Origin of the sequence: Niabella beijingensis (assembly GCF_020034665.1) — a bacterium.
Classification (GTDB): Bacteria; Bacteroidota; Bacteroidia; order Chitinophagales; family Chitinophagaceae; genus Niabella; species Niabella beijingensis.
Genome location: NZ_JAIQDI010000001.1, coordinates 3,542,780 through 3,565,020 on the forward strand (window position 1 = coordinate 3,542,780; position 22,241 = coordinate 3,565,020).

Genomic DNA, 22,241 nt, shown 5'->3' on the forward strand with positions numbered 1-22,241 from the left:
TCTGGTATTCCGGGTGTGTTATTTTTATAAGGATAGTTTTATTACTTTGCAAAAAAGCAATTTATGAAAAGAGCTTTATTTAGCCTGGCAGCTGCACTTTTTACTATAATGACAATGAATGCACAATCAATTAACGGCTCCTGGAAGGGCGCACTGGATGTACAGGGAACAAAGATCTCTCTGATTTTTCATATAAAGGATAGCGCCGGCGGATGGGCAACCACTATGGACAGCCCAGATCAGGGCGCCAGCGGTATCCCGGTAGACAGTACCAGCTTTGCAGACAACAAGCTCTATCTCGCTGTAAAAGCCGCAGGGATCAGTTATAACGGAACGCTCAGCGGCAGTACTATCACCGGGGAGTTTAAACAGGGTGGCATGCAGCTTCCCTTAACACTGACAAAAACGGTGGTGACCAAACCGGGGGACACGACCCTGCCATCCGGGGAAGTGGAGCTGCAAAAGATCATGGCCCAGGATAAAGGCGATTATAAATATAAAGTAGAAGATTATTTTGCCCGGCCAAAATCTTCCCAGTTTCAATTGTCGCCCGGAGGTAAATACCTTTCTTATATGGAAAAGGACGATGCGGGGAAACGTCATGTATATGTAAAGGAAATAGCCACCGGAAAGATAAACCGCGCTATCGAAGAAAAAGAAGAGCTGATAAAGGGCTATGGCTGGATCAATGATGAACGGCTGGTGTACGCCATGGACAAAGGCGGCAATGAGAATTATCATATCTACGCGGCCAATGTGGATGGCAGCAATGTACTGGATCTGACGCCTTTTGATGATGTGCAGGCCGGTATAGAACGGATCCTGAAAGATCAGAAAAATTATATGATCATTTCGATGAACCGGGATAACAAACAGATCTTTGAGCCGTATAAAGTGAATGTGGTTACGGGCCAGCTGGAGAAACTGTATGAAAATAAAGATGTGAGCAATCCCATTGCCGGTTATGATTTTGATAAGGACGGTAACCTCCGGGGATTTTCGAAAATGTTCCAGGGGATTAAAACACAGTATTTTTATAAACCGGCCGGCGCTAACGACTACGAGCTTTATTTTACCAATAACTGGGATGATAATTTTAATATCCTTTCTTTCAGCTATAACCCATCCAATCCAGACGAGGCTTATGTTTTAACCAACCTGGATTCTGACCGGGCACGTATTATCCTGTATGATTTTAAAAAGAAGGAAAAAATCAAGGAAGTATTTTCCAACAAAGATTATGATGCCGGTGGCCTGGGGCTCTCGCGTAAGCGTAACTATGAGGTGGATTACTACTCCTATGAGGGCGAAAAGGAAGAAGTGATCCCGGTAAGCGGACTGTTTAAAAAAATGAGCGCAGATCTGAAAAAGGAATTCAAGGACTACCAGTTTATTATCACCGGCAAAACAGATGATGAAAGCAAATACCTGGTATATGTGACCAGCGACCGGCTGGTGGGCAGGTATTATATCTATGATGTGGCCTCGGCTAAGACCACTTTTCTGTATGACCTGATGCCGCAGCTGAAAGAGGCGAATATGGCAGTAATGAAGCCCATTGCCTTCAAAAGCCGCGATGGTAAAACAATTCATGGGTATATCACCCTGCCGGAAGCGGCACTGAACGGTAAAAAAGTGCCCCTGGTAGTGAACCCGCATGGTGGGCCGCAGGGCGTCCGCGACAGCTGGGGCTTTAACCCCGAAACACAATTGTTTGCCAGCAGGGGCTATGCCACATTACAGGTGAATTTCAGGATCAGTGGCGGTTACGGCAAGGACTTTTTAAGAGCAGGGTTTAAACAGATCGGCCGCAAACTGATGGACGATATAGAAGATGGCGTAAACTATGTAATTGAAAAGGGATGGGCCGATCCGGATAAGAAGGCCATCTATGGCGGAAGTCATGGCGGTTATGCCACCCTTATGGGCCTGGTGAAGACCCCGGACCTCTATACCTGCGGTGTCGACTATGTAGGGGTTTCTAATATTGAGACCTTCTTTGCATCCTTTCCGGAATACTGGAAGCCATATAAAGAAATGGTAAAACAGATCTGGTATGACCTGGATGATCCGCAGGAGGCTAAAATAGCGAAAGAGGTTTCACCTTTTTACCAGCTGGATAAGATCAGAAAACCATTACTCGTAGTACAGGGAGCCAACGATCCACGGGTAAATATTAACGAGTCCGACCAGATCGTAAAAGCCCTGCGCGTAAAGGGGTTTGATGTACCTTATATGGTAAAATACAACGAAGGACACGGCTTTCAACGGGAAGAGAACCGCATCGGATTCTATAAGACCATGCTGGGGTTTCTGGCAGGGTATTTAAAATAAATCAGGAAAGCATTACTGAAGAAAACAACAGTAAGCGCATTTTCCGGACGGGAATAAAATTTCAAGACGATGGCGTTCTATGACCTGTCGAAGGCAGACCGGACCCGGCTGGTTCAAAAGATCAGTGCAGCTCTCGAAGCAGCGTTCAGAGAAGGTAAAGGCAGGGCCTGTCTCCGGTATTTTAAAGATGCTGATACCTATATCCGCAAAACCGCTTATCTGGCAACAGGTCGGATCTACTTTGAAAAACCTGCATTACAGGGTTCTGTTTTAAAAGCACTGCAACAGCTGGCAACACATAAGGAATATCATGTCCGGCAGACTGCAGTAAATGCCGCGGGAGAGATCGGGAAGAAGGATTTTAAAACGGTTCAGCTGTTCTTTGATCGCGGATTGTCCGATGCACATCATACGGTGCGAAATGCCGTCATAGGATCCGTAAAAAAGATGGGAGAAGTAAACCCGGTACCTGTTCTTAAATGGGCAAAACGCTATCTGCATCATGAAGACAAGGAAATACGCCGCGAGATCTGCCATGGCATAGAATTGCGGGGACGCACACATCCGGAAGATATTCTTCCCCTGTTAAAAGAACTGCAGTTTGATAAAACCGCGCGGGTTCGTAATACGCTGGTGCATGTGCTGGGACAGATTGCCTATAAAAAAGGCTGTTTGCAAACAGTGCTGACTGATCTGAAGACCTGGGAGAATTCCACACTGGTACAGGATGCACTGAAAGAGATCATTGATGTACATAACCGTTATAAGGATTTTGCGGCACTTACCCAGGCAGCGGCCAGGGCAATGGTTACGGCCTGTTTTGACAAGGACAAAAAATGAACATTGCCAGGGCGGCAGGATCATACGGGGAGGCAACAGGCTCAGGAATGTCTTTGCCCTGCCTGCTGATATTTGGAGGGCCTCCGCTTACCGGTATGGATAACATTTGTAAGATTCTTTGTATTTTCACCGGTACGATGACTGAGAAGCGTAAGAAATATCTTGTTTGTTCCGTTGCCGAAAACAATGATCAGTCCGCTTTTGAAGAGCTGTTCGTCTTTTACTATCCCGGCCTGGTATCCTTTGCCGCAGGTATCCTTAATGACCGGCAGCTTGCAGAAGAAGTGGTGGAGGATGTTTTCCTGAAATTATGGGAGAACAGGAATACGCTGGTTTCAATCAATAATTTCTCACACTATATTTATACCGCCAGTAAATACGCGGCCATTAATGCATTAAAGGCCCGGAAAAAGACCATTGAAGAAATAACCGGGGATGAGTTCCTGCTGAGCTATACCTATAATGGTCCCGAAGCAGATCTGATCAGTAATGAAAATATTAAAGAGATCCTGCGGGCCATCAACCAGCTTCCCCCGAGATGCCGGCTGATCTTCCGGTTGGTAAAGGAAGAGGGGATGAAATACCAGGAAGTGGCGCAATTGCTCCAACTCTCGGTAAAAACCGTTGAGAACCAAATGATTATTGCAATGGGTAAGATCCGGGAGTCTCTTGAGTTTTTTTTGCCCGAATTGAAAAAACGTTTTAGCACAAAAAAAGCGTAAAAAAAGTTTTGTTCCTTTTGGGGGTAGCAGCTAAAAAAAACTGACATATACATACAGGTCAGTTTGATGAATAAAGAAAGACTTACGGAATTGCTTGCAAAAAAGGCTTCGGGGATGCTTACGCTTCCTGAGGCAAGAGAATTAGCCGAATACCTGGAAAACAATCCCGATGATCAGCAGCTGATCACTTTACTGGATGATTTTTTTAAAGGAAGCCTGTATTTCGACGGTTATACAGAGCCGATGCTGAATGAAAGAGTGGCACGTCTGAACCAGAAGATCTTTAAGGATGATCAGCTACAGCGGCTCTCACAAAAAAAGCGTCCCCTGCGCAAGATGACCGTTGCACTTTCGGCTGCTGCCATTTTCATCCTGCTGGCGGGGGCTGCCTGGTATGTTCTTTTCAGCGATAAGAAAAAGGCATCGGTACCGAAAAATGTCCTGGCTACCCGGCCGGGTTCTAAATCAACAGTTGAACTTCCTGACGGAACAAAGGTATTGCTGAACGCCGATACCCGATTATTTTATGATCAGTCGTTTGGCAATGGTACCCGTGAGGTGACACTGGAAGGTGAAGCTTATTTTGATGTGGTAAAAGATGCCGCGCACCCATTTATTGTACACACCGCCTTAATGAACATCAAGGTATTGGGTACCGTTTTCAATGTAAGGGCCTATGCCAGCGAGGAAGATATGCAGACCACCTTGTTAAGGGGATCGGTGGAGGTAACACTGAAGAAAAAAGGAGACCGGAAGATACTGGTCTTGAAACCCAATGAAAAGCTGGTGGTGCGGAATATTACAGAAGGAGGCCAGCTGAAAAAGCCGGCCGGTAATAGCTTGCCGGATATCGCTATTATGACGGTAAAAGCAATGGAGAATGATTCCACAGTCAAAGAAGCGCAGTGGACAAAGAACCGGCTGGTATTCGACCAGTCAAGGCTGGAAGATGTGCTCCCCGAACTGGAACGATGGTATGGCGTTACGATGCAGACCAGCGATTCCTCCCTGCTGAGCAGAAAAATAAGCGGTATTTATGAAAATGAAAGTCTGACGGAAGTATTGGAATCGTTCAAACTGGTGCTGGGCTTTAATTATAAGATATCCGGAAATACGGTAACGATCCTGAAATAACATTATTAACCCTAAAAAGAAACTATGACAGCATAGAAAATAAAAAAAGGCGAAAAATGCTGCAACATCTTTCGCCGGAAAAATTGACAGAAATAATTGCAGAACTGCAATATTCCATCACATTAAATCATAACGAAAATATGAAAAAATCGGATTGCCTTGCCATGCGACGGGGAAGGTATTGGCTCATTAAATTTCTGCTGCTAATGAAATTGTCATTCATCTTTTTATTCCTTACAGCATTTCAGTCCATAGCTTTTACAGGTAATACGCAGGAACGGATCAGTTTGCATCTTAAAGGGACCTCCCTTTCCGCCGCTTTAAAAAAGATAGAGGCGGGTTACAGCTACCGTTTTGTGTACAGTGACAGCTTAACGCTTGTAAATCAGAAGATCAACCTGGATGTTTCCGATGCTTCCATCGACGATGTGATGCGCCAGTTGCTGGTCAATACCCGTTTTACGTATAAAAAAATGAGAAAGGACCTGCTGGCGATCGTGCCGGCAGAAAGAAAAAGAGCGCTGCTGACCGTAAAAGGAAGGGTAGTGGATTCGCTCGGGCATCCCCTGCAGGGTGCCAGTGTGCTGGAAAAAGGGACCAGTAACGGAACCATATCCGGGACCGATGGGGTATTTAATCTGAAGCTGAGCAGCAACACGGCTGTTCTGGTGGTCTCTGCTGTAGGATACGAAGCCCGGGAATTTCTGGTAACGGGCGAAGAGCTGGGTGACATTGAATTAACCGCGCTGGATCAGCGCCTGGAAGATGTGATCGTGATCGGCTACGGAACAACCACGCGAAAACGGATCACCGGGGCTGTGGATCAGATCTCTTCCAGGAATATTGCGAACCGGCCCGTAGGGAACCTTACACAGGCATTGCAGGGGGCAGCGCCCAGTCTGCTGATACAGCAGAAGAACATGGATCCCAATAATAATGACATAAATATCAATATCCGCGGGATCAATACCCTGACGAATGCTTCGCCCCTGGTGGTGATCGACGGGATGATCTCGAGCATTGAGAATATGAATAAACTGAATCCCAATGATGTGGACAATATTTCCATCCTGAAAGATGCCGGTACTGCCGCTATATACGGCTCCCGTTCGGCAAGCGGGGTGATCCTGATCACCACCAAGCAGGGTGCAAAAAATTCCAAGCCCCGGATCGGGCTCAGTGCTTCCTACGGGGTTCAGACACCGGATATCTTATACGAGCCGGTTGATGGCTGGCAGAATGCCACCCTGCTTAACGTGGCATTGGCCAACGGAGGTAATAACCCGGCATATACACCGGCACAGATACAGGACCTGAAGGATCATGGGGATGCGGAGTGGATGATGGACTATATTTTTAAGGACGCCCCCCTGCAATCCTATGATGTAAATATTTCCGGCGGAGCCGCCAACAGCACCTATATGGTATCCGGCGGTTATTTCAGTCAGGGCAGCAATTTTATCGGCCCGGGTTATGGAGTAAAACGGTACAACCTGCGCTCGAAATTCACTACCGAATATAAACGGCTCAAAGTAAATGTGGTAATGGGGTACGTACGGAATGATATCAAAGGCGATGAAGCCAATCAGGGTTTCAAAATAGCCGATGCCAGCCGTACGCCCAAGTACTATTACAATGCGCCCAAAACGGCGGATGGCAGGTATATCAACAGTTCTGTAGGTACCAACGTGGCAGCGCAGCTGGAGCGGGCGGGTTATAACCGGCATAACAACGACTGGCTCAACATCGGTACCACGCTGGAACTTAAAATAACAAAGGACCTGAAGGCAAGAGGCGTTTTCGGTTATGATATGACCTCCGACTGGCGGTTTATCCGCAGACTTCAGTACCCCGTCTATAACAGTCCGGACAGCCCGGATTCTGTAATGAACGGTACCAACCGGGAGACGGAAAATTATACGATGAAAGGTATTTTTATCAATGCACAGGTATTACTCGATTATAACAAAAAAATAGGCAAGCACACCATCGCAGCAATGGGGGGTGTGTCGCAGGAGGTGCTGAATAACCGGGGTGTTGATGCAAAAACCAAATTTACCGATCCGGATCTGGGTACGCCTGTATCGGGGCAAACGACCTTTGAGGATACCCGCACAGAAGTAAGCAATACACTGAAACGGGTGATTCAGTCCGGATTCGGCCGGTTAAACTATAGTTACGACAACCGGTATTCCGCAGAGTTCACCATCCGTGCAGACGGGTCCAGCCGTTTTCCCAGGGAGAACCGCTGGGGAACTTTTCCTTCGGCTTCCGTCGGGTGGACACTTTCCGAAGAATCATTCATGAGCAGTTACAAGGATCATGTAGGCGACCTGAAGCTGCGCGGCTCATGGGGTATTTTGGGGAACCAGGAAATAGACGACTACCAGTATTTTACCACCTACACCGTGTATGCCAATACTACCGGTTTCAACAACCAGATCGCTTCCGGCACCGGGTTCAAGATCGGAAGTCCCGATCTGACCTGGGAAAAAGTGAACACCAGGAATATCGGGGCCGATCTGTCCTTCCTGAAGAACAGCCTGTCTGTAAGCGTGGATTACTTTTTTAATAAAACAACCGGTATCCTGCTGGTACCTATAACCCCAACCGTGATTGGAACCGAACTGGGAGATATCAATATCGGCTCTATGGAAAACAGAGGCTGGGAGCTGAACATCGGCTATAACCTCCGGACAGGTCCGGTGAACCATGTCTTTTCCTTTAATATCGGGAATACGCAGAACAAGGCAGTTGCCCTGGGCAACCCGGAGATCCGCACCGTGGATAATATCGGATTCATCCGGCGCAATGGCCTGCCGCTTGGGGCTTATTACGGGCTTAAAACGGATGGCCTGTTCCAAAGCTATGATGAAATAGCGGCTTCAGCGGTTCCGGTTGGTGCTGCCCCGCAGCCGGGAGATGTAAAATATGTGGATCGCAATAATGACGGCATCATTAATGATGATGACCGCTTTTACCTGGGTGACGGGTTCCCGCATTATAATTTCGGTTTTACCTACAATGTCAATTATAAGGGCTTCGACCTGTCGCTGCTGATCCAGGGCGTGGGCAAGCGGCTGCAATCACTCCGGGGAGATATTTATACGCCCTTCCATAACGGGGCCTGGTACCCGGTGATCTTTAAGCATGAGCTGGATACCTGGACGGTGACCAACACGGATGCAAAATACCCGCGGCTGACCACGGACAACTCAGCCTCCTTTGCCAATAACTGGGGACATGCTTCCGACCTTTATCTGCTGAATGCCCGGTATATCCGTGTAAAGAACATCCAGCTGGGATATACGTTCCCTGAAAAACTGGTCAGCAGGTGGGGACTGGGTAAGATACGCGCATTTGTAAACGCACAGAATCCGTTCACCTTCTCAAAGAATTCTTTCATTGACCCGGAATCTACAGAGTTTAGTAATATTCTGGGTGCGTCCGGTGGAAACAGTGGCAGGAATTATCCTACGCTTAAGTTTTATGGCGGAGGTATCAACATAGAATTTTAAAAGCTGAAAATGAAAAAATTAATATATAGCATAGCTGTTATAACGGCAGTAATACAGTTTTATTCCTGCCAGAAACTGGATATAGCACCCATCAGCAAATTTACAGAGGCCAATTACTGGACCGATATTGATAAGGCAAAACTGATGTTGAATATGGGCTATAACCAGATGTACAGTGCCGGTATCATGTGGCGGGATGAATTCCTGAGTGATAACATGGTACATACTTACGGAACAAGCGATCAGAATTCGATCCGCAGGGGAGAAGCTACGGCCTCGCTGAATCTGTTCGCGAATGAATGGAAGGACGCTTACGGCGGCATAAAGACCTGCCTGGTTTTTCTGGCAAATGTAGACCGGGTACCGGGCATGCCGGAGGCGACAAAAAACAGGATGATCGATGAGATCCGTTTTATAAGAGCCTATCTCTATTTCCGTCTTGTCAATTACTACGGCGATGTGCCTTTCTTTACAACGGAGATCTCACTGGATGATGCATACAAAATAAAACGCACTCCAAAAAATGAGATCCTCGCCTTTATTCATTCCGAGCTGGATGATATCATGAACAGGGGAAATCTTCCCAGGGCGGAAAACCTGGTTGCGGAAGAGAAGGGCCGCATTACAATTGGCGCCGCCTGCGCGTTCCAGGCAAGGGCCTATTTATATGAAGGCAATTATCAGAAAGTAAAGGAGTATGCCGGTTACCTTATCAACGATCCGTCAAAATACGGCGCCTACCAGTTGTTTCAGTATCCGGCCAAAAAAGAAGAAAGCTATTTTATGCTTTTTACTCCTGAGAATGAATACAACAATGAAGTGATCCTGGATATCACCTATGTGCCCAACCTGAAATACTGGACCAATATGAGCCAGATGGCCCCGATATCTAAAAACGCAGAAATATCGGCGGATAATCCCACCCAGGAACTGGTGGATTGCTACCTCACAATGAACGGCCTTCCGGTAAAAGGAACGGGTAAGGACCCCGCCTACAATGAAAACGATCCATATGTGAACCGGGATCCCCGCTTATCGGCTACGGTCGTATATGATAATTACAAATGGCAGAATAAAAATGGTTCCGTGGATGTGATCCGGACGGCGGCGGGCACCAATACCAGTGATTCCTACAAAGGCCCGGTAGAACGGCAGACCAAGACCGGATACTATGTGCATAAGTATTACGACTGGACGATGACCCCCAATAACCAGTCGGGGTTGAACATTATCATGTTCCGTTTTGCGGATGTATTACTGATGTATGCCGAAGCCTGTAATGAGCTGGGAAAAATAACACAGCAGGAATGGGATACCACCATCCGGCCGATCCGCGAAAGGGCGGGATTTAAAGTGGCTGCTGCACTGGATTACCCGGCTGCCAAATCACAGGGAGAGATCCGGGATGTGATCCGGAATGAGCGGCGCGTGGAGCTGGCACTGGAAGGGCTGCGCTGGTACGATGTCAAACGCTGGAAAATCGGGCAGGAAGTCCTTAACGGAACCATGCATGGCTTCAGATTTTCCGGGGCAGGTGGTGATACCGACGGAGGCTATGTGCGGGTGAATCAATATAAGTTTAACGACAACCGGGATTACCTGTGGTCGGTTCCGCTGACCCAGATGGATCTGAACCAGAACCTGAAGCCGAATAACCCGGGATATTAAATGCGGTCTTTAAAATAAGCAAATGATAAAATTCAAATAGAATAATATGAAAACGATAATCGCCAAAATTTTTATTGCATGTTCCCTTTTTGTTTTTATTACGGGATGCAAGAAAAGTGATATGGAATATAAGGACCCGAAAGTGAGCGCGGTGGATGAATTGTATGCTCCGCTGGAAAATCAGCAGGTTACCTTAAGCACGCAATCAGATGCCCGTTTATTGTTCCAGTGGGCGCCCAGTCATGCACAGGACGGGCAGCTGGTTTCTTATGAAGTAGTCTTTTATAAAGAGTCGGACAAGGAAAACCCGGTTTACAGGATCACCTCCGATAATACCGGCAAAGAACTGTACGCCAATATCTCCCATCTTGATATCAACCGGGCCTGCGCTGCTGCGGGCATTCCTACGGGAGAAACAGGAACCGTTTACTGGTCGGTTACTTCCTGGCGCGGACTGAGCTCCGCTGTTTGCAGCCAGAAAAAAAAGCTTACAGTAAAACGGCTGGAGGGATTTGAAGTGATCCCGGATAATGTATACCTCACTGGAGCGGCTTCTGAAACGGGAGATGATATCGCCAATGCAATGAAGCTGCAAAAAACAGGTGAAGGTAAATTTGAAATATACACACAACTCAAATCCCAGGGCGGATATAAATTTGTGGACCGCACTTCGGGTACTCCTGAAGAATATTATATTAATACTTCCGGAAAACTGGCTGATGCCGATAACAATGAAACCTCCGGCGTTAGTGAAACCGCCGTTTACAGGATCACGATCGACTTTACCAATAAGGGTACCACATCAACAAAAATAACAACGATGGGCGTGTTCTTCTGTCCTGAAAATAAGGTCATCCTTAACCTGGATTACCAGGGACTGGGTGTTTGGTCCGGAACAGGCGTGATCAATTTCAGGCAGGAAAGCTGGGGTAAGGATGAACGGTATAAATTCCAGATGGAAACGTCCGCTGGTACAAAACAACTGGGAACGGTGAACGCCACGGACAGCCGCCCGGCCGCAGATGCGCCAGCTTCTTACTACTATGTCAGATTGCTGGATCAGAATTCACAATGGGATGATAAATGGAAATTTGCCACACAGGTGGATGGTGCCAACACCACGGTTACCGTAACGATGAAAGGTGGAGCACCCTATACCCATACGGTAAAAGTGAATTAAAGAACGAAGCGACAAAGGCGCTTGGCCTGAAATGTTGTTATGGAAGGCCCGCGACCCTGTCGGGGCCGGCTATAACAACCGCGGGGCATTCGCCCGGCAATTAAAAACATTAAAAAAACAAACAGATGAAGAAGATCGCTATAATTTATAGCCTTATTATAGTAATGTTTGCATCCTGTCAGAAATATGATGATGTATACCTGGGAAGCGACACGGCCCGTGACAGCTTCTACCAGGTAAACTGGATTGCAGCCGCAGACAGCAGTACCAATTCATTTGTAGGCAGGTACTGGAATACCACCCAGCATGTATTCAATAATACGTATACCGGCGATATCCAATGGAACGACTACTGGCCGGAAGCGCACGGCCTGGATGTGCTCGTGGATGCGTATTTAAGAACGAAGGACAACCGGTTTAAACAGGCGATTTATGATTTTTATGAAGGGGTCCGGAAAAAGAACTGGTACAGCGACAACTGGGAGAATGAATTTTATGACGATATGGGATGGCATGGACTGGCGCACATGCGTGCACTGGAAGCTACCGGTGATCAGCGCTATGCTCAATCATCAAAGGACCTGTGGCGATGGATCACAGAAGGATGGACCGACTATGACGGTGGCGGCATCAAATGGCGTAAACAATCCGATGAGCTGAAAGAAGGGAAAGGTATCCCGGCAAACGGCCCGGCTGCGATCATTGCGGCAAGACGGTACAAACTGTATCCGGAGGAGATGAATGGCGGACTGAATAACCTGGAATGGGCAAAGCGGATCTACAACTGGATGAAATACAATCGCACCATATTATCTTCCGGCCGGATCTTCGAGAATATCAAGAATACCAACAATGATTACTCTTATGATGTGGGTACCTATCTGGGTGCGGCCCTGGAGCTGTATGGTATTACAAAGGATAAAACCTATTTTGATGATGCGGTCAGGATCACCAACTACCATATCACGCATAATATTGATAAGTCTTACGGCGTAATGAAAGATTACGGCGAACAGTCCGGCAATGGCGGCGGCAATGATGTGAACCTCTTCAAGGGTATCTTTGTACGGTATTTTACGATCCTGATCCAGCATCCGGACCTCCCGGAAGCAGACCGGACGCGCTATCTGGCATTTCTGAAAAACAATGCATCCTATCTCTGGATCAAAGGAACACAGAAAGCACCCGATATAAAGATGAGTTATACCTGGTGGAAGATTCCTCCTGATACGGAGGCCTGGGGTGATCTGCGGGCTGCAATAAGCGGTGCCACTACAATAGAAGCAATGGCTTTGCTGCAAAGCAAAGGGCTTATAAAATAAGGGAAAAGAACCGGCATGACATTGACAGGTGCTGTATTTGATACGTGATAACGGATAAATAACCTGTTATGTCAAGCCGGGCCTGTTCCTGCATCGGGGATTGCCGGCAACAGATAATGGGGCATTTGTGTATGTTGACGAGGTGCAGAAATATCCTGAAGCCGGCATTTTCTGACATACTTTTTCAGTAAGGACAAATAGATAAGGCGCAGCGCGCCGGTAATGTTTGTAATCCGGAGTGACAAATGAGATCGCCAGCCGCAGCGCGGCGGTAATTTCATATACCGGTGGTATAAACTTCATGTGTCACCAGTGTGCTGCTCCTTCATTGCCTGCTACTTCAAAGATCAGCGCTGCATTGCGGCGTCATAATAGTAAAAATACTATGCCATGCCGGGCCTGTTCCTGCATCTGAAGCGGGCTGCGGACGATGCTGCAGCTGTGTATGTTGATGAGATGCTGAAACAAGTTCAGCGGAACAGGGATCAATTTTGGTTTTTACTCAGACCATCTGGTTCTGCAGTTCGGGAACGGCCGTAGCGTGAGCATTTTCCGGCGCGGCCGTTGCCTGTTTTTTTCTGCCATAAGTGAGGTACAGGGCTCCGGCGGTAAATAATAAAGCGCCCACAATATTTCCGAGTGTAACAGGGATCTGGTTGTACAGCCACCAGTCGTTAACCGTTACAGGGGCACCCAGCAATATGCCTTCGGGTATTAAGAACATGTTTACAACAGCGTGCTCAAAGCCCTGGGCAAAGAACATGAATACCGGGATCCAGGCGGCCAGTATCTTGCCGATCGTGGAGGAGGAAGTAAGTGCCAGCACCACACCCATGCTTACCATCCAGTTGCATAAAATACCTTTGGTAAAAGCCGTGGCAATACCCGCACCTCCGAGCTGAGCATAGCCGGTCGTCTTTGCTTCCGCAATTTTGATGATAGCGGGTATCAGGGGTGAGGCATGGGTTTGCCCGAAGCCTGTAACCGAAGCCCAGAAAAGGAAGGCATACAGCAGCGAGCCGAATAAATTGGCGCCATAAACAACGGCCAGGTTACGCAGGAGCACGGGCATTGGCAGGTTCTTATGAAAATAAGCCGCCGGCAGCAGGGCAAAGCTCCCCGTAACCAGCTCCAGCCCCATCAGTACCACCACCACAAAACAGATGGGAAATAACAGTGCGCCCACAATGGGAATACCGGTCTGAACGCTGCCGGTAACGGCAAGAGTGGTGCCAATGCCCAGCAGCATGCCGGATAAAGCGCCTCTTATAAAAAGATCAGTGGTGCCCAGCCGGCCTTTATCAGTACCGGCCTGGATCATTAAGGCAATTACTTCTGCGGGTTTTTTATAATCCATAATTGGGGGTTTAGTTTGATGATAATACGGTTTAAAATTTGTAACCCAGGCCTACTCCCACATGCCATTTTCCGTCTGCGGCAGCGGTCTTGGCGTTGTAGTACAACGGCAACTGGAGGGCCAGGTGTTTGTAAGAGGCAGTAAGACCACAGCCAAGCGATGGAGTGACCGTGTTGTTTTTAGGGGCGTTGCCCGTAACCTTATCTTCCTTGATGCGCAGTGAGGGCAGCATGCCGAGACTGATACAAAAAGGCTTGTGCGTCCATTTAACGGCAGGCCCTCCAAAGTTGATAAAGGCACCGTCGTCCACGTAACCCGCTACCACCATGCCGTCCCACAGGGAGGCACTGGTTTTGGAGAGGGATACGGTTTGTGCGGTAGTGACTTTTGTCAGCAGCAGGATCGCTGCCAGTGTCAGTAGTTTGTATTTATTGTGGTTCATATGCTGAATGTGCTGAAGGGTTGGGAGTGAAGATGGATGCGACATTAATAAAGATATTGCCCTCCTGTACTTTAACAGGGTAGGTTTTAATGGCGCTGCAGGTTTCATCATTAAGACAATCCCCGGTGGCCAGTGAGAAGGTTTTTTTGTGGAAGGGGCAGGCCACCTTGGGTTCGCCCTGCTGTGAACCGAGCATGCCCCGGCTTAGTGCCATTTGTTTTTTGTGCGGACAAAGATTTTGAGTGGCATACCATTCATCCCGGTGGGTGAAATAGTAAAGAGCGATCTGCTCTGTTCCGTACTGCACGCACACACCTCCATTGTGCGGCATGTCTGCTGCCTTACAGGCATAGATCCAGTTGCTTTTTTCCATACTGTGTATTTTGTTTGAAAAGAGATTACCAGGCGGCGGCTTTCTTTTGCCCCCGCATTGTTTCAAATGCTACGGTAGGGTCCTTGGTCTCGGGCGCATTGATAAAATGCGTAAACCGTTTCCGCAGCTCCGGTGTTTCCACCGCTTTTTTCCATTCACACTCGTAGTGATCTGCAAGTGTTTGCATTTGTGCCTCCAGTTCGGCGGCGATACCCAGACTGTCATGCACGACTACATTTCTCAGGTAGTCGATGCCTCCTTCCATTTTATTCAGCCAGGTGGCGGTACGGGTAAGGGGATCGGCTGTTTTGATGTAGAACATCAGGAACCGGTCGATATACCGGATGCAGGTTTCGGAATCGATATCGGCGGCCAGCAGCAGGGCATGCTGGGGCTTGGAGCCGCCGTTACCGCATACATACAGGTTCCAGCCTTTTTCGGTGGCAATAATGCCAAAGTCTTTGGATTGTGCTTCGGCACATTCCCGGATACAGCCGGAAACCGCTGATTTGATCTTATGCGGCGCCCTTAAACCTTTATACCGGTTTTCCACACGTACGGCAAAGCTTACACTGTCGTGCAATCCAAAACGGCACCAGGTGGAACCGACACAACTTTTAACGGTGCGCAGGGCCTTTCCATATGCATGACCGCTTTCAAACCCTGCGGCGATAAGTGCTTCCCAGATCAGGGGCAGGTCATTGAGGTGCGCCCCGAAAAGATCGATCCGCTGTCCGCCCGTGATCTTGGTATACAGGTTGTATTTTTTTGCAACCTCGCCAATGACGATGAGTTTCTCCGGTGTGATCTCTCCACCGGGGATCCGCGGCACTACCGAATACGTACCTCCCTTTTGAATGTTGGCCAGGAACCGGTCATTCGTGTCCTGTGAGGTAGCGCTTTCTTTTTTTATGATCAGGTCGTTCCAGAGACTGGCCAGTATGGAGCTGACGGCGGGCCGGCATACTTCACAGCCATCGCCCGTGCCCAGGGTGTCCAGTACTTCATCAAAAGAATGCAGGTCCTTTATTTTTGCAAGGTCGTAGAGCTCCTGACGGGAATAGGCAAAATGTTCGCAGATCACATTGCGTACCGCTTTACCCTGTTTTTTTAATGTGGCTGTGATGATGTCTTTTACCATCGGTGTGCATCCGCCGCAGCCGGATCCGGCACCCGTGCATTTCTTTACAGCATCGAATGATTCGCAGCTGTTCTGCACAACTGCGTCTTCGATGGTTTGCTTCTTTACGCCCTCGCAACTGCAGATCAGCGCCTCGGCGGGGAGCTCAAAATCAGCTGCACCAGGGGTGGATCCGCCTCCTGTTACAATAAGATCGACAGGGGAAGCCGGCACTGCCAGTCTGTTCGAGCAGATCTGTTGTAATTTATTATAGGTTTCCGCATCGCCAACCAGGATCCCTCCCAGCAGCTCGCTGCCGTCATTGGAAACATTGATGCGCTTATAAATGCCCTTATGATCGTCGTGGTAAATAATGGAACGGGCTTCATCACCACCGATAAACGGATCACCAAAGCTGGCCACATCAATGCCGATCAGCTTCAGCTTGGTGCTCATGTCAAATCCTTTAAAGTCTCTGGCGCCGCCGGTGAGCTGCTCCGCCACCACCTCAGCCATTTCATACCCCGGGGCCACCAGCCCGTAAACAGCGCCTTCGTGTACTGCGCACTCGCCAATGGCAAAGATGAAGGGGTCGCTGGTTTGCATCTGGTCATTAACAGCAATACCACCCCGGTGGCCCAGTGCCAGGCCACATTTGCGGGCCAGCTCGTCGCGGGGTTTGATACCCGCAGAGATTACCAGCATATCGGTGCTGAGGATACTGCCGTCGGTAAACATCAGCCCGGTGATGGTTTCATTCCCAAGGATCACGGCGGTATTTTTTTGCGTATGCGTGGTGATGCCTAATTCCCTGAGTTTCCCGGTAAGGACGTGGGAACCGCCCTCATCGATCTGCCGGGGCATCAGGCGGGGAGCGAATTCGATCACATGCGTATCCGTAATGCCCAGATCCAGCATAGCCTTGGCTGCTTCAAGGCCCAGCAGCCCGCCGCCGATAACCACGGCAGACCTGGCCACCGTTGCATGCCGCCATATCAGGTTCAGGTCCTCAATGGTACGGTAAACAAAAACACCATGCTTATCCACGCCGGAGATCGGCGGTACAAAAGCTGCAGACCCCGTTGCAAATACCAGGTGGTCGTAGGAGAACTGTTTTCCATCAAAGGAAGTAACTGTTTTCCCGTCGCGGTCAACCTGGATGACTGGATCCCCGAGATGCAGGTCGATGTTATTTTCGGTGTACCAGCTCATGGGCTTCATACACAGATCCTGCACGGTCTTGCCGGCAAAATATTCACTCAGATGTACACGATCGTAGGCTGGCAGGGTTTCTTCCCCGAAAACGGTCAGTTCGAGATCTTCCGGCGCACGGGCGATCAGTTTCTCGCAGAATTTTTGGCCTACCATGCCATTGCCAATGACAATAATTTTCATGTTGCTTTATTTTATGAAATAAGAACGGCAGGCAATTATTATAAATTATAAAAAATAAAATATAAATTATTTAATGTTTTTTATAATTATATTTCATTTCAAATATAGTAAAATGTATTTTAAACAACAAAAAACAATAAAAAATATTATATTTACTTAAAAAAATATTATATAAATATATTTATAATATATTATTATGGCGAAATTAATCCTTGTGGGAGCCGGACCCGGTGATCCGGAGCTGATCACCCTGAAAGCAATAAAAGCGCTGGAAAAAGCAGACGTAATATTATATGATGCCCTGGCAAATGAAACATTACTGGATCATGCGCAACCGGCAGCTGTCCGGCGGTTTGTGGGCAAGCGTTTCGGCTGTCATGCCTTAAGCCAGCAGGCGATCAATGACCTGATAACGGAATATGGACAGCAATATGAGTATATCGTGCGGCTAAAGGGAGGTGATCCTTTTGTGTTCGGACGGGCACAGGAAGAGATCGACGCCGCCGTGGCCGCCGGAATGGAGGTAGCAGTAATTCCCGGAATTTCCAGTGCCTTTGCTGTTCCGGCATCGGAAATGCTGCCGCTGACATGCCGGGGGATCAACGAAAGTTTCTGGGTGATCACCGGTACCACACGATCTGGTGCGGTATCGGACGATATTGCACTGGCTGCGCGTTCAACGGCAACCGTGGTATTACTGATGGCGATGAGTAAGCTGGAAACGATCATGGATATCTTTATCGAGGCCGGAAAAGGAGAGACCGCTGCTGCCATTATTCAGAACGGTACACGGCCTGACGCCCGGATGGTGACGGGTAAAGTAAAAGACATTGCATTCCGTGCGCAACACCGCGGACTGGGCAACCCGGCGGTCATCATTATCGGCGACGTGGTGAACCTGAACCGTGCACTGGCAGATCCTGCGGTTACCGGTAGCGGGGCTGCGATGGCAATGAGGAACGCTGTATAAAAACCACAGCACATTTATACTTATCGTTCTTTTGGAAGCACCTGCCCAACGGATCATATCCTGGCGTGCGCCGTTCCGCAATATCCCGGCTGGGCAATTGATGAGCCGGACAAGTCAGGGCTATTTTTCTAACTTTACAGTATGAAACCGGAAATAACAATAGAGTATTGCCCGAAATGTAAATGGCTGCTGCGTGCTGCCTATATCGCACAGGAGCTGCTGACCACCTTTGAGGAAGAACTGAAAGGCGTAAGCCTGCAGCCTGATACGGTCAGCGGCCGTTTTCAGATACTGCTGGATGGTGAGTGTATCTTCGACCGGAAACGCGATGGCGGCTTCCCGGAAATAAAGGAACTGAAACAACGGGTACGCGACCGCGTCTGTCCGGACAAAAGCCTGGGACATAGCGATACTGAACATCGCCGGCACGAATCCTGATCGGGACGCTTCTGCCACCTGCCGCGTTCACCAGAAATCGCTGGCATTTTAATAACAAACAATGAAGAAAGCAAAAGAAGGTACCGCTGTTACAGACAGCTTTTTGTATCGCATGTGTATGCCGGAATGGTGGCCGGCGCTGGATGTCCATTGCCGGATATGGAAGTTTAAAAAAGGGGCGGTTCTTTTTAGTGCCGGTGAAGAAGTGAAGGGTATTTATTTTGTGATAGACGGGGTTGTTAAAGTGCACAAACGCTGGGAGCAGGAAAAAGACCTTATCATCCGCTTTGCCGGTCCCGATGATATCCTGGGGCACCGGGGCCTCTCCACGCATTCAGCCGTGTACCCGGTTGGGGCAACCGCCATTGCGTCCGGCACTTTATGTTTTTTGGAACTGGCTTTTTTTCATAAGACCCTTGCGGTAAATCAACGGCTCCTGTATGCCTTCATGCTGTTTTTTGCAGATGAATTGCAGTTGTCCGAACAACGCATGCAGGAGCTGGCACATGTGCCAGTTAAAAAAAGAGTGGCAAGAGCGATCCTGGAAATTCATAAGAAAATAGGCACTGTAACGGATGCCGGTCCGGCGATAAACATCAGCCGGCAGGACCTGGCCGCTTATACCGGCGCTACCTACGAAACCGTGTACCGGTTCCTGCTGGAGTTTTCAGAACAGGGCTGGATTGCCGCAACCGGCAGACAGCTTCTGTTGTGCAATGTACCGGCCTTGCAGCAGCTGGCCACCTGATAGGTCTTGGAGCTCCTGTATATGACCTCCTGGCTTCAGGAGGGTTACTTTTTTGTGTTTTTATTGGGCGTGTCCCCGGTATTCCGGATCTATATATCCGTGATCCGCTGCTGTACGGCTCCGGTAGCTGTTGTGCAGATGATCCCTGCCGGGGCCGGGCTACATCCGGGGTGCCGTACGCGCCGTACCGGGCGCGTACCGTCCCGCCTCCGGCGGACCGCCCTTCGTATCCCTCACGCGGGTATCCAAAATGGCAGCATCAGATAAACCCTCCTTTCAATTGCTGATAGGTTTTTATAAATCTTTCCGGATCATCCGGACTTAAAACCAGTTTCCGGTTTTTTACGGTGGTTACCAGAACAAGGCGATCGCGCCGGGTAAGGTACCAGGTCATGGTGCCCAGCTGTTTATTACGGAAAGTGCCAAAATACCCAAACAGCCCTCCGCTTCCGAATACCCGCCACGACCAGCGCAGCTGTTCCGGACCGATAATGGTTGCAGCAGCAAGCGTTGCAAGCGGGAATTGTTTTTCGCCAAAGGGCCGGCAGATGATCAGGGCCTCGCCGTCGATCCGGTATTTTTTTACAGACAACCCATAGGGAAGAAACAGCGAGAAAACAACCGCAAGAACCATGAATAAAACGGGAAGCATGCTGCCGGCGGTTTTCAGGCCGGTCCATATGAATGCCATTATCGCCAGCATCAGCACCCCAATAAGTGCGGTGATAAGCTTTGTGGTTTTGTCGTATGATGCGCTGAATTCCATAATAATGAATTTGAGATATACGATCCTGTTTACAACCTGGAAAGGACCGGGTAAATAAAGGACCGGTAAATAACTTCTGCAAGGATCAATGCGAAAGCAAAACCGATGTAATGAACGGCTTTTTTTGCATGCACTGCTGTGCGGAAACCATTTACCAGCAATACGATGGAATAAACCAGCAATCCCAGCATCAAAAGCCCTGTCAGGGAAGCGATGGACAGGTCCCTGCTGGTTATTTCCTGTATGGTATTGTTCCGCGTGGCATGAAGGATCCTCTCCGTAGTGGTCTTTACAACAGGAAGCTGTATCATAAGAATGCCCAGGATCAACGGTATCCGGTGGATGAGGGTGGCATTTGCGAGATCAATGACTCTCGTTTTTATATTGATGAACTTTCCAAGGACCCATAACAGGGCGGTGAGCAGAACAGTGCAGCAAATCGCTTCTGTCAATGCCCCTGTAAGGGTAAGATCCGGCTTGGGTGCTATATGATAAACTCCGTCGTTGGTTTGCCGGCACCACCGGAATAAGATGGCTCCGGCCAGTAAGCACAGCGTTCCCGCTATTGCCAGTTTTTTTTCAGTGAACCGTTCAAAAGGATTTATAAAAGCATTCGGTCGTTTAGTCATTGCCGGTCATTTTTTTGATTTTTGCGATCATATCATCCATCCTGTTCCGCATGGTGGGGTAGCTGGTATCCGCCTGCCGGGCCATTTCCTTGATGCTGCCGCTGGCCAGGAAAAAGTTCATGATAAAATCCTGTTCCTCGCGACTCAGTTTCAGGTAGAACGGCAGTTCATAATTACCGGTCACTTCCGTCAGACAGGTTTCACATTTTAGCTGGCTGACCTTTAATGGATTTTCGCAGCTTGGACAATTAACTGGAAGTTTCATTAAATAAAAGTAATATTAATTTTAATAAAATTAAAATAATATTCAATAAAATTTAATTTACGGATTTGAAAATAAATTCTCGGGAACAGGCCGGGCATACCCTGCAGGTGCTCCCGACCGACAGAAGAAAGCGCATGTCACACCATCAAACGGTGTTCGGGGCAATTAGCCGCCGGAACCGGATGATAGGATCAGCTGTTCAATAAATCGATCTGTAAGCCGTCAAAGGCCAGATTCCTGCCCGCCGGCAATAGGGCGGTTACTTCCTCGTGGAAGCCCATCTGGTGGGAGATATGGGTAAAATAGGTCTGCGGGATCTCTAGTTCATCAGCCAGCGCGATGGCTTCTTTTAAGGTAAAATGAGAAACATGGGGCTCATGACGCAGCGCGTTCAGCACCAGCACTTTTGAGCCACGTATCTTTTCCCGGGAGGCTTCATCGATCCGGTTGGCATCGGTGATATAGGTGAAGGGGCCAAACCGGAAGCCCAATACCGGCATCCGCATATGCCATACGGGAATGGGTTCGATCTGCAGATCGCCGGTTTCAAAAATCGTTTGCTCATCAATATAGTTCAGGTTGATGGAAGGTACTCCCGCGATGCGGTGCTCACTGAAGGCATAATCAAATTCCATTTTTACCCGGTCGAGCGTGGCGCAGGTTGCAAAAAGCTCCATGGGCTTTTGCTGAAAATAGTTAAAGGCCCGCACTTCATCCAGTCCGGCAATATGATCCTTATGCGAATGGGTAAGAACAACAGCATCCAGTTTCTTCACTGACTGGCGCAACAGCTGGGTGCGGAAATCCGGACCGGTATCCACCACCAGCGTGGTTTCAGGAGACTGGATGAGGATGCTGGATCGCAGGCGGTTATCCTTCGGGTCTCCGGATTGACAAACCGGGCAGTCGCAGGCAACCATCGGCACACCGGAGCTGGTTCCGGTACCCAAAAAAGTAATATGAAGAGGTGGGTAAGACATGTTTGATGCAAAATAGGAAAAAGCTCATGGAGCAGAAGGA

Annotated in this window: 19 protein-coding genes; 11 read left to right on the top strand and 8 right to left on the bottom strand. The window is 48.6% G+C overall.

The genetic code is table 11. The annotated features are described in order from the left end of the window. The first annotated feature begins 63 nt into the window (after positions 1-63). The 8 genes from K7B07_RS14900 to K7B07_RS14935 all read left to right on the top strand — a co-directional run bounded on the left by K7B07_RS14900 (position 64) and on the right by K7B07_RS14935 (position 12,718). A complete protein-coding gene (locus K7B07_RS14900; protein WP_223710925.1) occupies positions 64-2,334 on the top strand; it encodes an alpha/beta hydrolase family protein in 2,271 nt (756 codons plus the stop codon). A 69-nt stretch (positions 2,335-2,403) separates the two neighbouring features. After that, positions 2,404-3,174, top strand: coding sequence for a HEAT repeat domain-containing protein (locus K7B07_RS14905; protein ID WP_223710926.1), 771 nt, complete (start codon positions 2,404-2,406; stop codon positions 3,172-3,174). Next, entirely contained in the window at positions 3,171-3,896 is a 726-nt protein-coding gene (locus K7B07_RS14910) for an RNA polymerase sigma-70 factor (RefSeq protein WP_223710928.1), read from the top strand. The genes K7B07_RS14905 and K7B07_RS14910 overlap by 4 nt, the downstream gene beginning before the upstream one ends. A 66-nt stretch (positions 3,897-3,962) precedes the next feature. Next, positions 3,963-5,030, top strand: a complete 1,068-nt coding sequence (locus K7B07_RS14915; RefSeq protein ID WP_223710930.1) for a FecR family protein — start codon at positions 3,963-3,965, stop codon at positions 5,028-5,030. Positions 5,031-5,236: 206 nt separating this feature from the next. After that, the gene (locus K7B07_RS14920; RefSeq protein ID WP_223710931.1) at positions 5,237-8,548 is read left to right on the top strand and encodes a SusC/RagA family TonB-linked outer membrane protein; all 3,312 of its coding nucleotides are present in this window, start codon (positions 5,237-5,239) and stop codon (positions 8,546-8,548) included. A 9-nt stretch (positions 8,549-8,557) separates the two neighbouring features. Then, complete coding sequence (locus K7B07_RS14925) at positions 8,558-10,216, top strand: RagB/SusD family nutrient uptake outer membrane protein (protein WP_223710933.1); 1,659 nt, start codon at positions 8,558-8,560, stop codon at positions 10,214-10,216. A 46-nt stretch (positions 10,217-10,262) separates the two neighbouring features. After that, positions 10,263-11,396 carry a SusE domain-containing protein gene (locus tag K7B07_RS14930; protein ID WP_223710935.1) on the top strand — a complete coding sequence of 378 codons (1,134 nt, stop codon included), beginning with the start codon at positions 10,263-10,265 and terminating at the stop codon, positions 11,394-11,396. Positions 11,397-11,521: 125 nt separating this feature from the next. After that, on the top strand, positions 11,522-12,718 hold the full coding sequence (locus K7B07_RS14935; RefSeq protein WP_223710936.1) for a glycoside hydrolase family 76 protein: 1,197 nt from the start codon (positions 11,522-11,524) through the stop codon (positions 12,716-12,718). A gap of 502 nt (positions 12,719-13,220) precedes the next feature. Here K7B07_RS14935 and K7B07_RS14940 read toward each other — a convergent pair. Genes K7B07_RS14940 through nirB form a run of 4 tightly spaced genes read right to left on the bottom strand, consistent with a single transcriptional unit; the run spans position 13,221 to position 17,405 of the window. Continuing rightward, a complete protein-coding gene (locus K7B07_RS14940; protein WP_223710938.1) occupies positions 13,221-14,075 on the bottom strand; it encodes a formate/nitrite transporter family protein in 855 nt (284 codons plus the stop codon). Between the two features lie 31 nt (positions 14,076-14,106). Next, positions 14,107-14,517 (bottom strand): hypothetical protein, encoded by a 411-nt coding sequence (locus K7B07_RS14945; RefSeq protein ID WP_223710940.1) that lies wholly within the window; start codon positions 14,515-14,517, stop codon positions 14,107-14,109. After that, a complete protein-coding gene (nirD, locus tag K7B07_RS14950; RefSeq protein ID WP_223710941.1) occupies positions 14,504-14,890 on the bottom strand; it encodes a nitrite reductase small subunit NirD in 387 nt (128 codons plus the stop codon). Before nirD ends, K7B07_RS14945 begins: the two co-directional genes overlap by 14 nt. A 25-nt stretch (positions 14,891-14,915) precedes the next feature. Then, entirely contained in the window at positions 14,916-17,405 is a 2,490-nt protein-coding gene (gene nirB / locus K7B07_RS14955; RefSeq protein ID WP_223710943.1) for a nitrite reductase large subunit NirB, read from the bottom strand. A 196-nt stretch (positions 17,406-17,601) separates the two neighbouring features. On the opposite strand from nirB, the gene cobA reads away from it, so the two are divergent. The 3 genes from cobA (at position 17,602) to K7B07_RS14970 (ending at position 19,561) form a co-directional block, all read left to right on the top strand. Next, positions 17,602-18,375: a uroporphyrinogen-III C-methyltransferase gene (cobA, locus tag K7B07_RS14960; protein ID WP_223710945.1), complete on the top strand. Its 774-nt coding sequence runs from the start codon at positions 17,602-17,604 to the stop codon at positions 18,373-18,375. A gap of 141 nt (positions 18,376-18,516) precedes the next feature. Beyond that, entirely contained in the window at positions 18,517-18,813 is a 297-nt protein-coding gene (locus K7B07_RS14965; protein ID WP_223710947.1) for an Rdx family protein, read from the top strand. A 61-nt stretch (positions 18,814-18,874) separates the two neighbouring features. Next, the gene (locus tag K7B07_RS14970) at positions 18,875-19,561 is read left to right on the top strand and encodes a Crp/Fnr family transcriptional regulator (protein ID WP_223710949.1); all 687 of its coding nucleotides are present in this window, start codon (positions 18,875-18,877) and stop codon (positions 19,559-19,561) included. A gap of 259 nt (positions 19,562-19,820) precedes the next feature. On the opposite strand, the gene K7B07_RS14975 is transcribed toward K7B07_RS14970, so the two are convergent. From K7B07_RS14975 to K7B07_RS14990, 4 genes are all read right to left on the bottom strand, one after another. After that, entirely contained in the window at positions 19,821-20,327 is a 507-nt protein-coding gene (locus K7B07_RS14975) for a PH domain-containing protein (protein WP_223710951.1), read from the bottom strand. Between the two features lie 29 nt (positions 20,328-20,356). Then, on the bottom strand, positions 20,357-20,956 hold the full coding sequence (locus K7B07_RS14980) for a hypothetical protein (protein ID WP_223710953.1): 600 nt from the start codon (positions 20,954-20,956) through the stop codon (positions 20,357-20,359). Beyond that, complete coding sequence (locus tag K7B07_RS14985) at positions 20,949-21,221, bottom strand: DUF2089 family protein (protein ID WP_223710954.1); 273 nt, start codon at positions 21,219-21,221, stop codon at positions 20,949-20,951. Before K7B07_RS14985 ends, K7B07_RS14980 begins: the two co-directional genes overlap by 8 nt. Before the next feature lie 191 nt (positions 21,222-21,412). Then, a complete protein-coding gene (locus K7B07_RS14990; RefSeq protein WP_223710956.1) occupies positions 21,413-22,201 on the bottom strand; it encodes an MBL fold metallo-hydrolase in 789 nt (262 codons plus the stop codon). Between the last annotated feature and the right edge of the window lie 40 nt (positions 22,202-22,241).

Excerpts from the sequence above, each read along its gene's own strand:
- K7B07_RS14900 (WP_223710925.1), top strand. The coding sequence starts at position 64 with ATGAAAAGAGCTTTATTTAGCCTGGCAGCTGCACTTTTTACTATAATG.
- K7B07_RS14905 (WP_223710926.1), top strand. The coding sequence starts at position 2,404 with ATGGCGTTCTATGACCTGTCGAAGGCAGACCGGACCCGGCTGGTTCAA.
- K7B07_RS14910 (WP_223710928.1), top strand. The coding sequence starts at position 3,171 with ATGAACATTGCCAGGGCGGCAGGATCATACGGGGAGGCAACAGGCTCA.
- K7B07_RS14915 (WP_223710930.1), top strand. The coding sequence starts at position 3,963 with ATGAATAAAGAAAGACTTACGGAATTGCTTGCAAAAAAGGCTTCGGGG.
- K7B07_RS14920 (WP_223710931.1), top strand. The coding sequence starts at position 5,237 with ATGAAATTGTCATTCATCTTTTTATTCCTTACAGCATTTCAGTCCATA.
- K7B07_RS14925 (WP_223710933.1), top strand. The coding sequence starts at position 8,558 with ATGAAAAAATTAATATATAGCATAGCTGTTATAACGGCAGTAATACAG.
- K7B07_RS14930 (WP_223710935.1), top strand. The coding sequence starts at position 10,263 with ATGAAAACGATAATCGCCAAAATTTTTATTGCATGTTCCCTTTTTGTT.
- K7B07_RS14935 (WP_223710936.1), top strand. The coding sequence starts at position 11,522 with ATGAAGAAGATCGCTATAATTTATAGCCTTATTATAGTAATGTTTGCA.
- K7B07_RS14940 (WP_223710938.1), bottom strand. The coding sequence starts at position 14,075 with ATGGATTATAAAAAACCCGCAGAAGTAATTGCCTTAATGATCCAGGCC.
- K7B07_RS14945 (WP_223710940.1), bottom strand. The coding sequence starts at position 14,517 with ATGAACCACAATAAATACAAACTACTGACACTGGCAGCGATCCTGCTG.
- nirD (WP_223710941.1), bottom strand. The coding sequence starts at position 14,890 with ATGGAAAAAAGCAACTGGATCTATGCCTGTAAGGCAGCAGACATGCCG.
- nirB (WP_223710943.1), bottom strand. The coding sequence starts at position 17,405 with ATGAAAATTATTGTCATTGGCAATGGCATGGTAGGCCAAAAATTCTGC.
- cobA (WP_223710945.1), top strand. The coding sequence starts at position 17,602 with ATGGCGAAATTAATCCTTGTGGGAGCCGGACCCGGTGATCCGGAGCTG.
- K7B07_RS14965 (WP_223710947.1), top strand. The coding sequence starts at position 18,517 with ATGAAACCGGAAATAACAATAGAGTATTGCCCGAAATGTAAATGGCTG.
- K7B07_RS14970 (WP_223710949.1), top strand. The coding sequence starts at position 18,875 with ATGAAGAAAGCAAAAGAAGGTACCGCTGTTACAGACAGCTTTTTGTAT.
- K7B07_RS14975 (WP_223710951.1), bottom strand. The coding sequence starts at position 20,327 with ATGGAATTCAGCGCATCATACGACAAAACCACAAAGCTTATCACCGCA.
- K7B07_RS14980 (WP_223710953.1), bottom strand. The coding sequence starts at position 20,956 with ATGACTAAACGACCGAATGCTTTTATAAATCCTTTTGAACGGTTCACT.
- K7B07_RS14985 (WP_223710954.1), bottom strand. The coding sequence starts at position 21,221 with ATGAAACTTCCAGTTAATTGTCCAAGCTGCGAAAATCCATTAAAGGTC.
- K7B07_RS14990 (WP_223710956.1), bottom strand. The coding sequence starts at position 22,201 with ATGTCTTACCCACCTCTTCATATTACTTTTTTGGGTACCGGAACCAGC.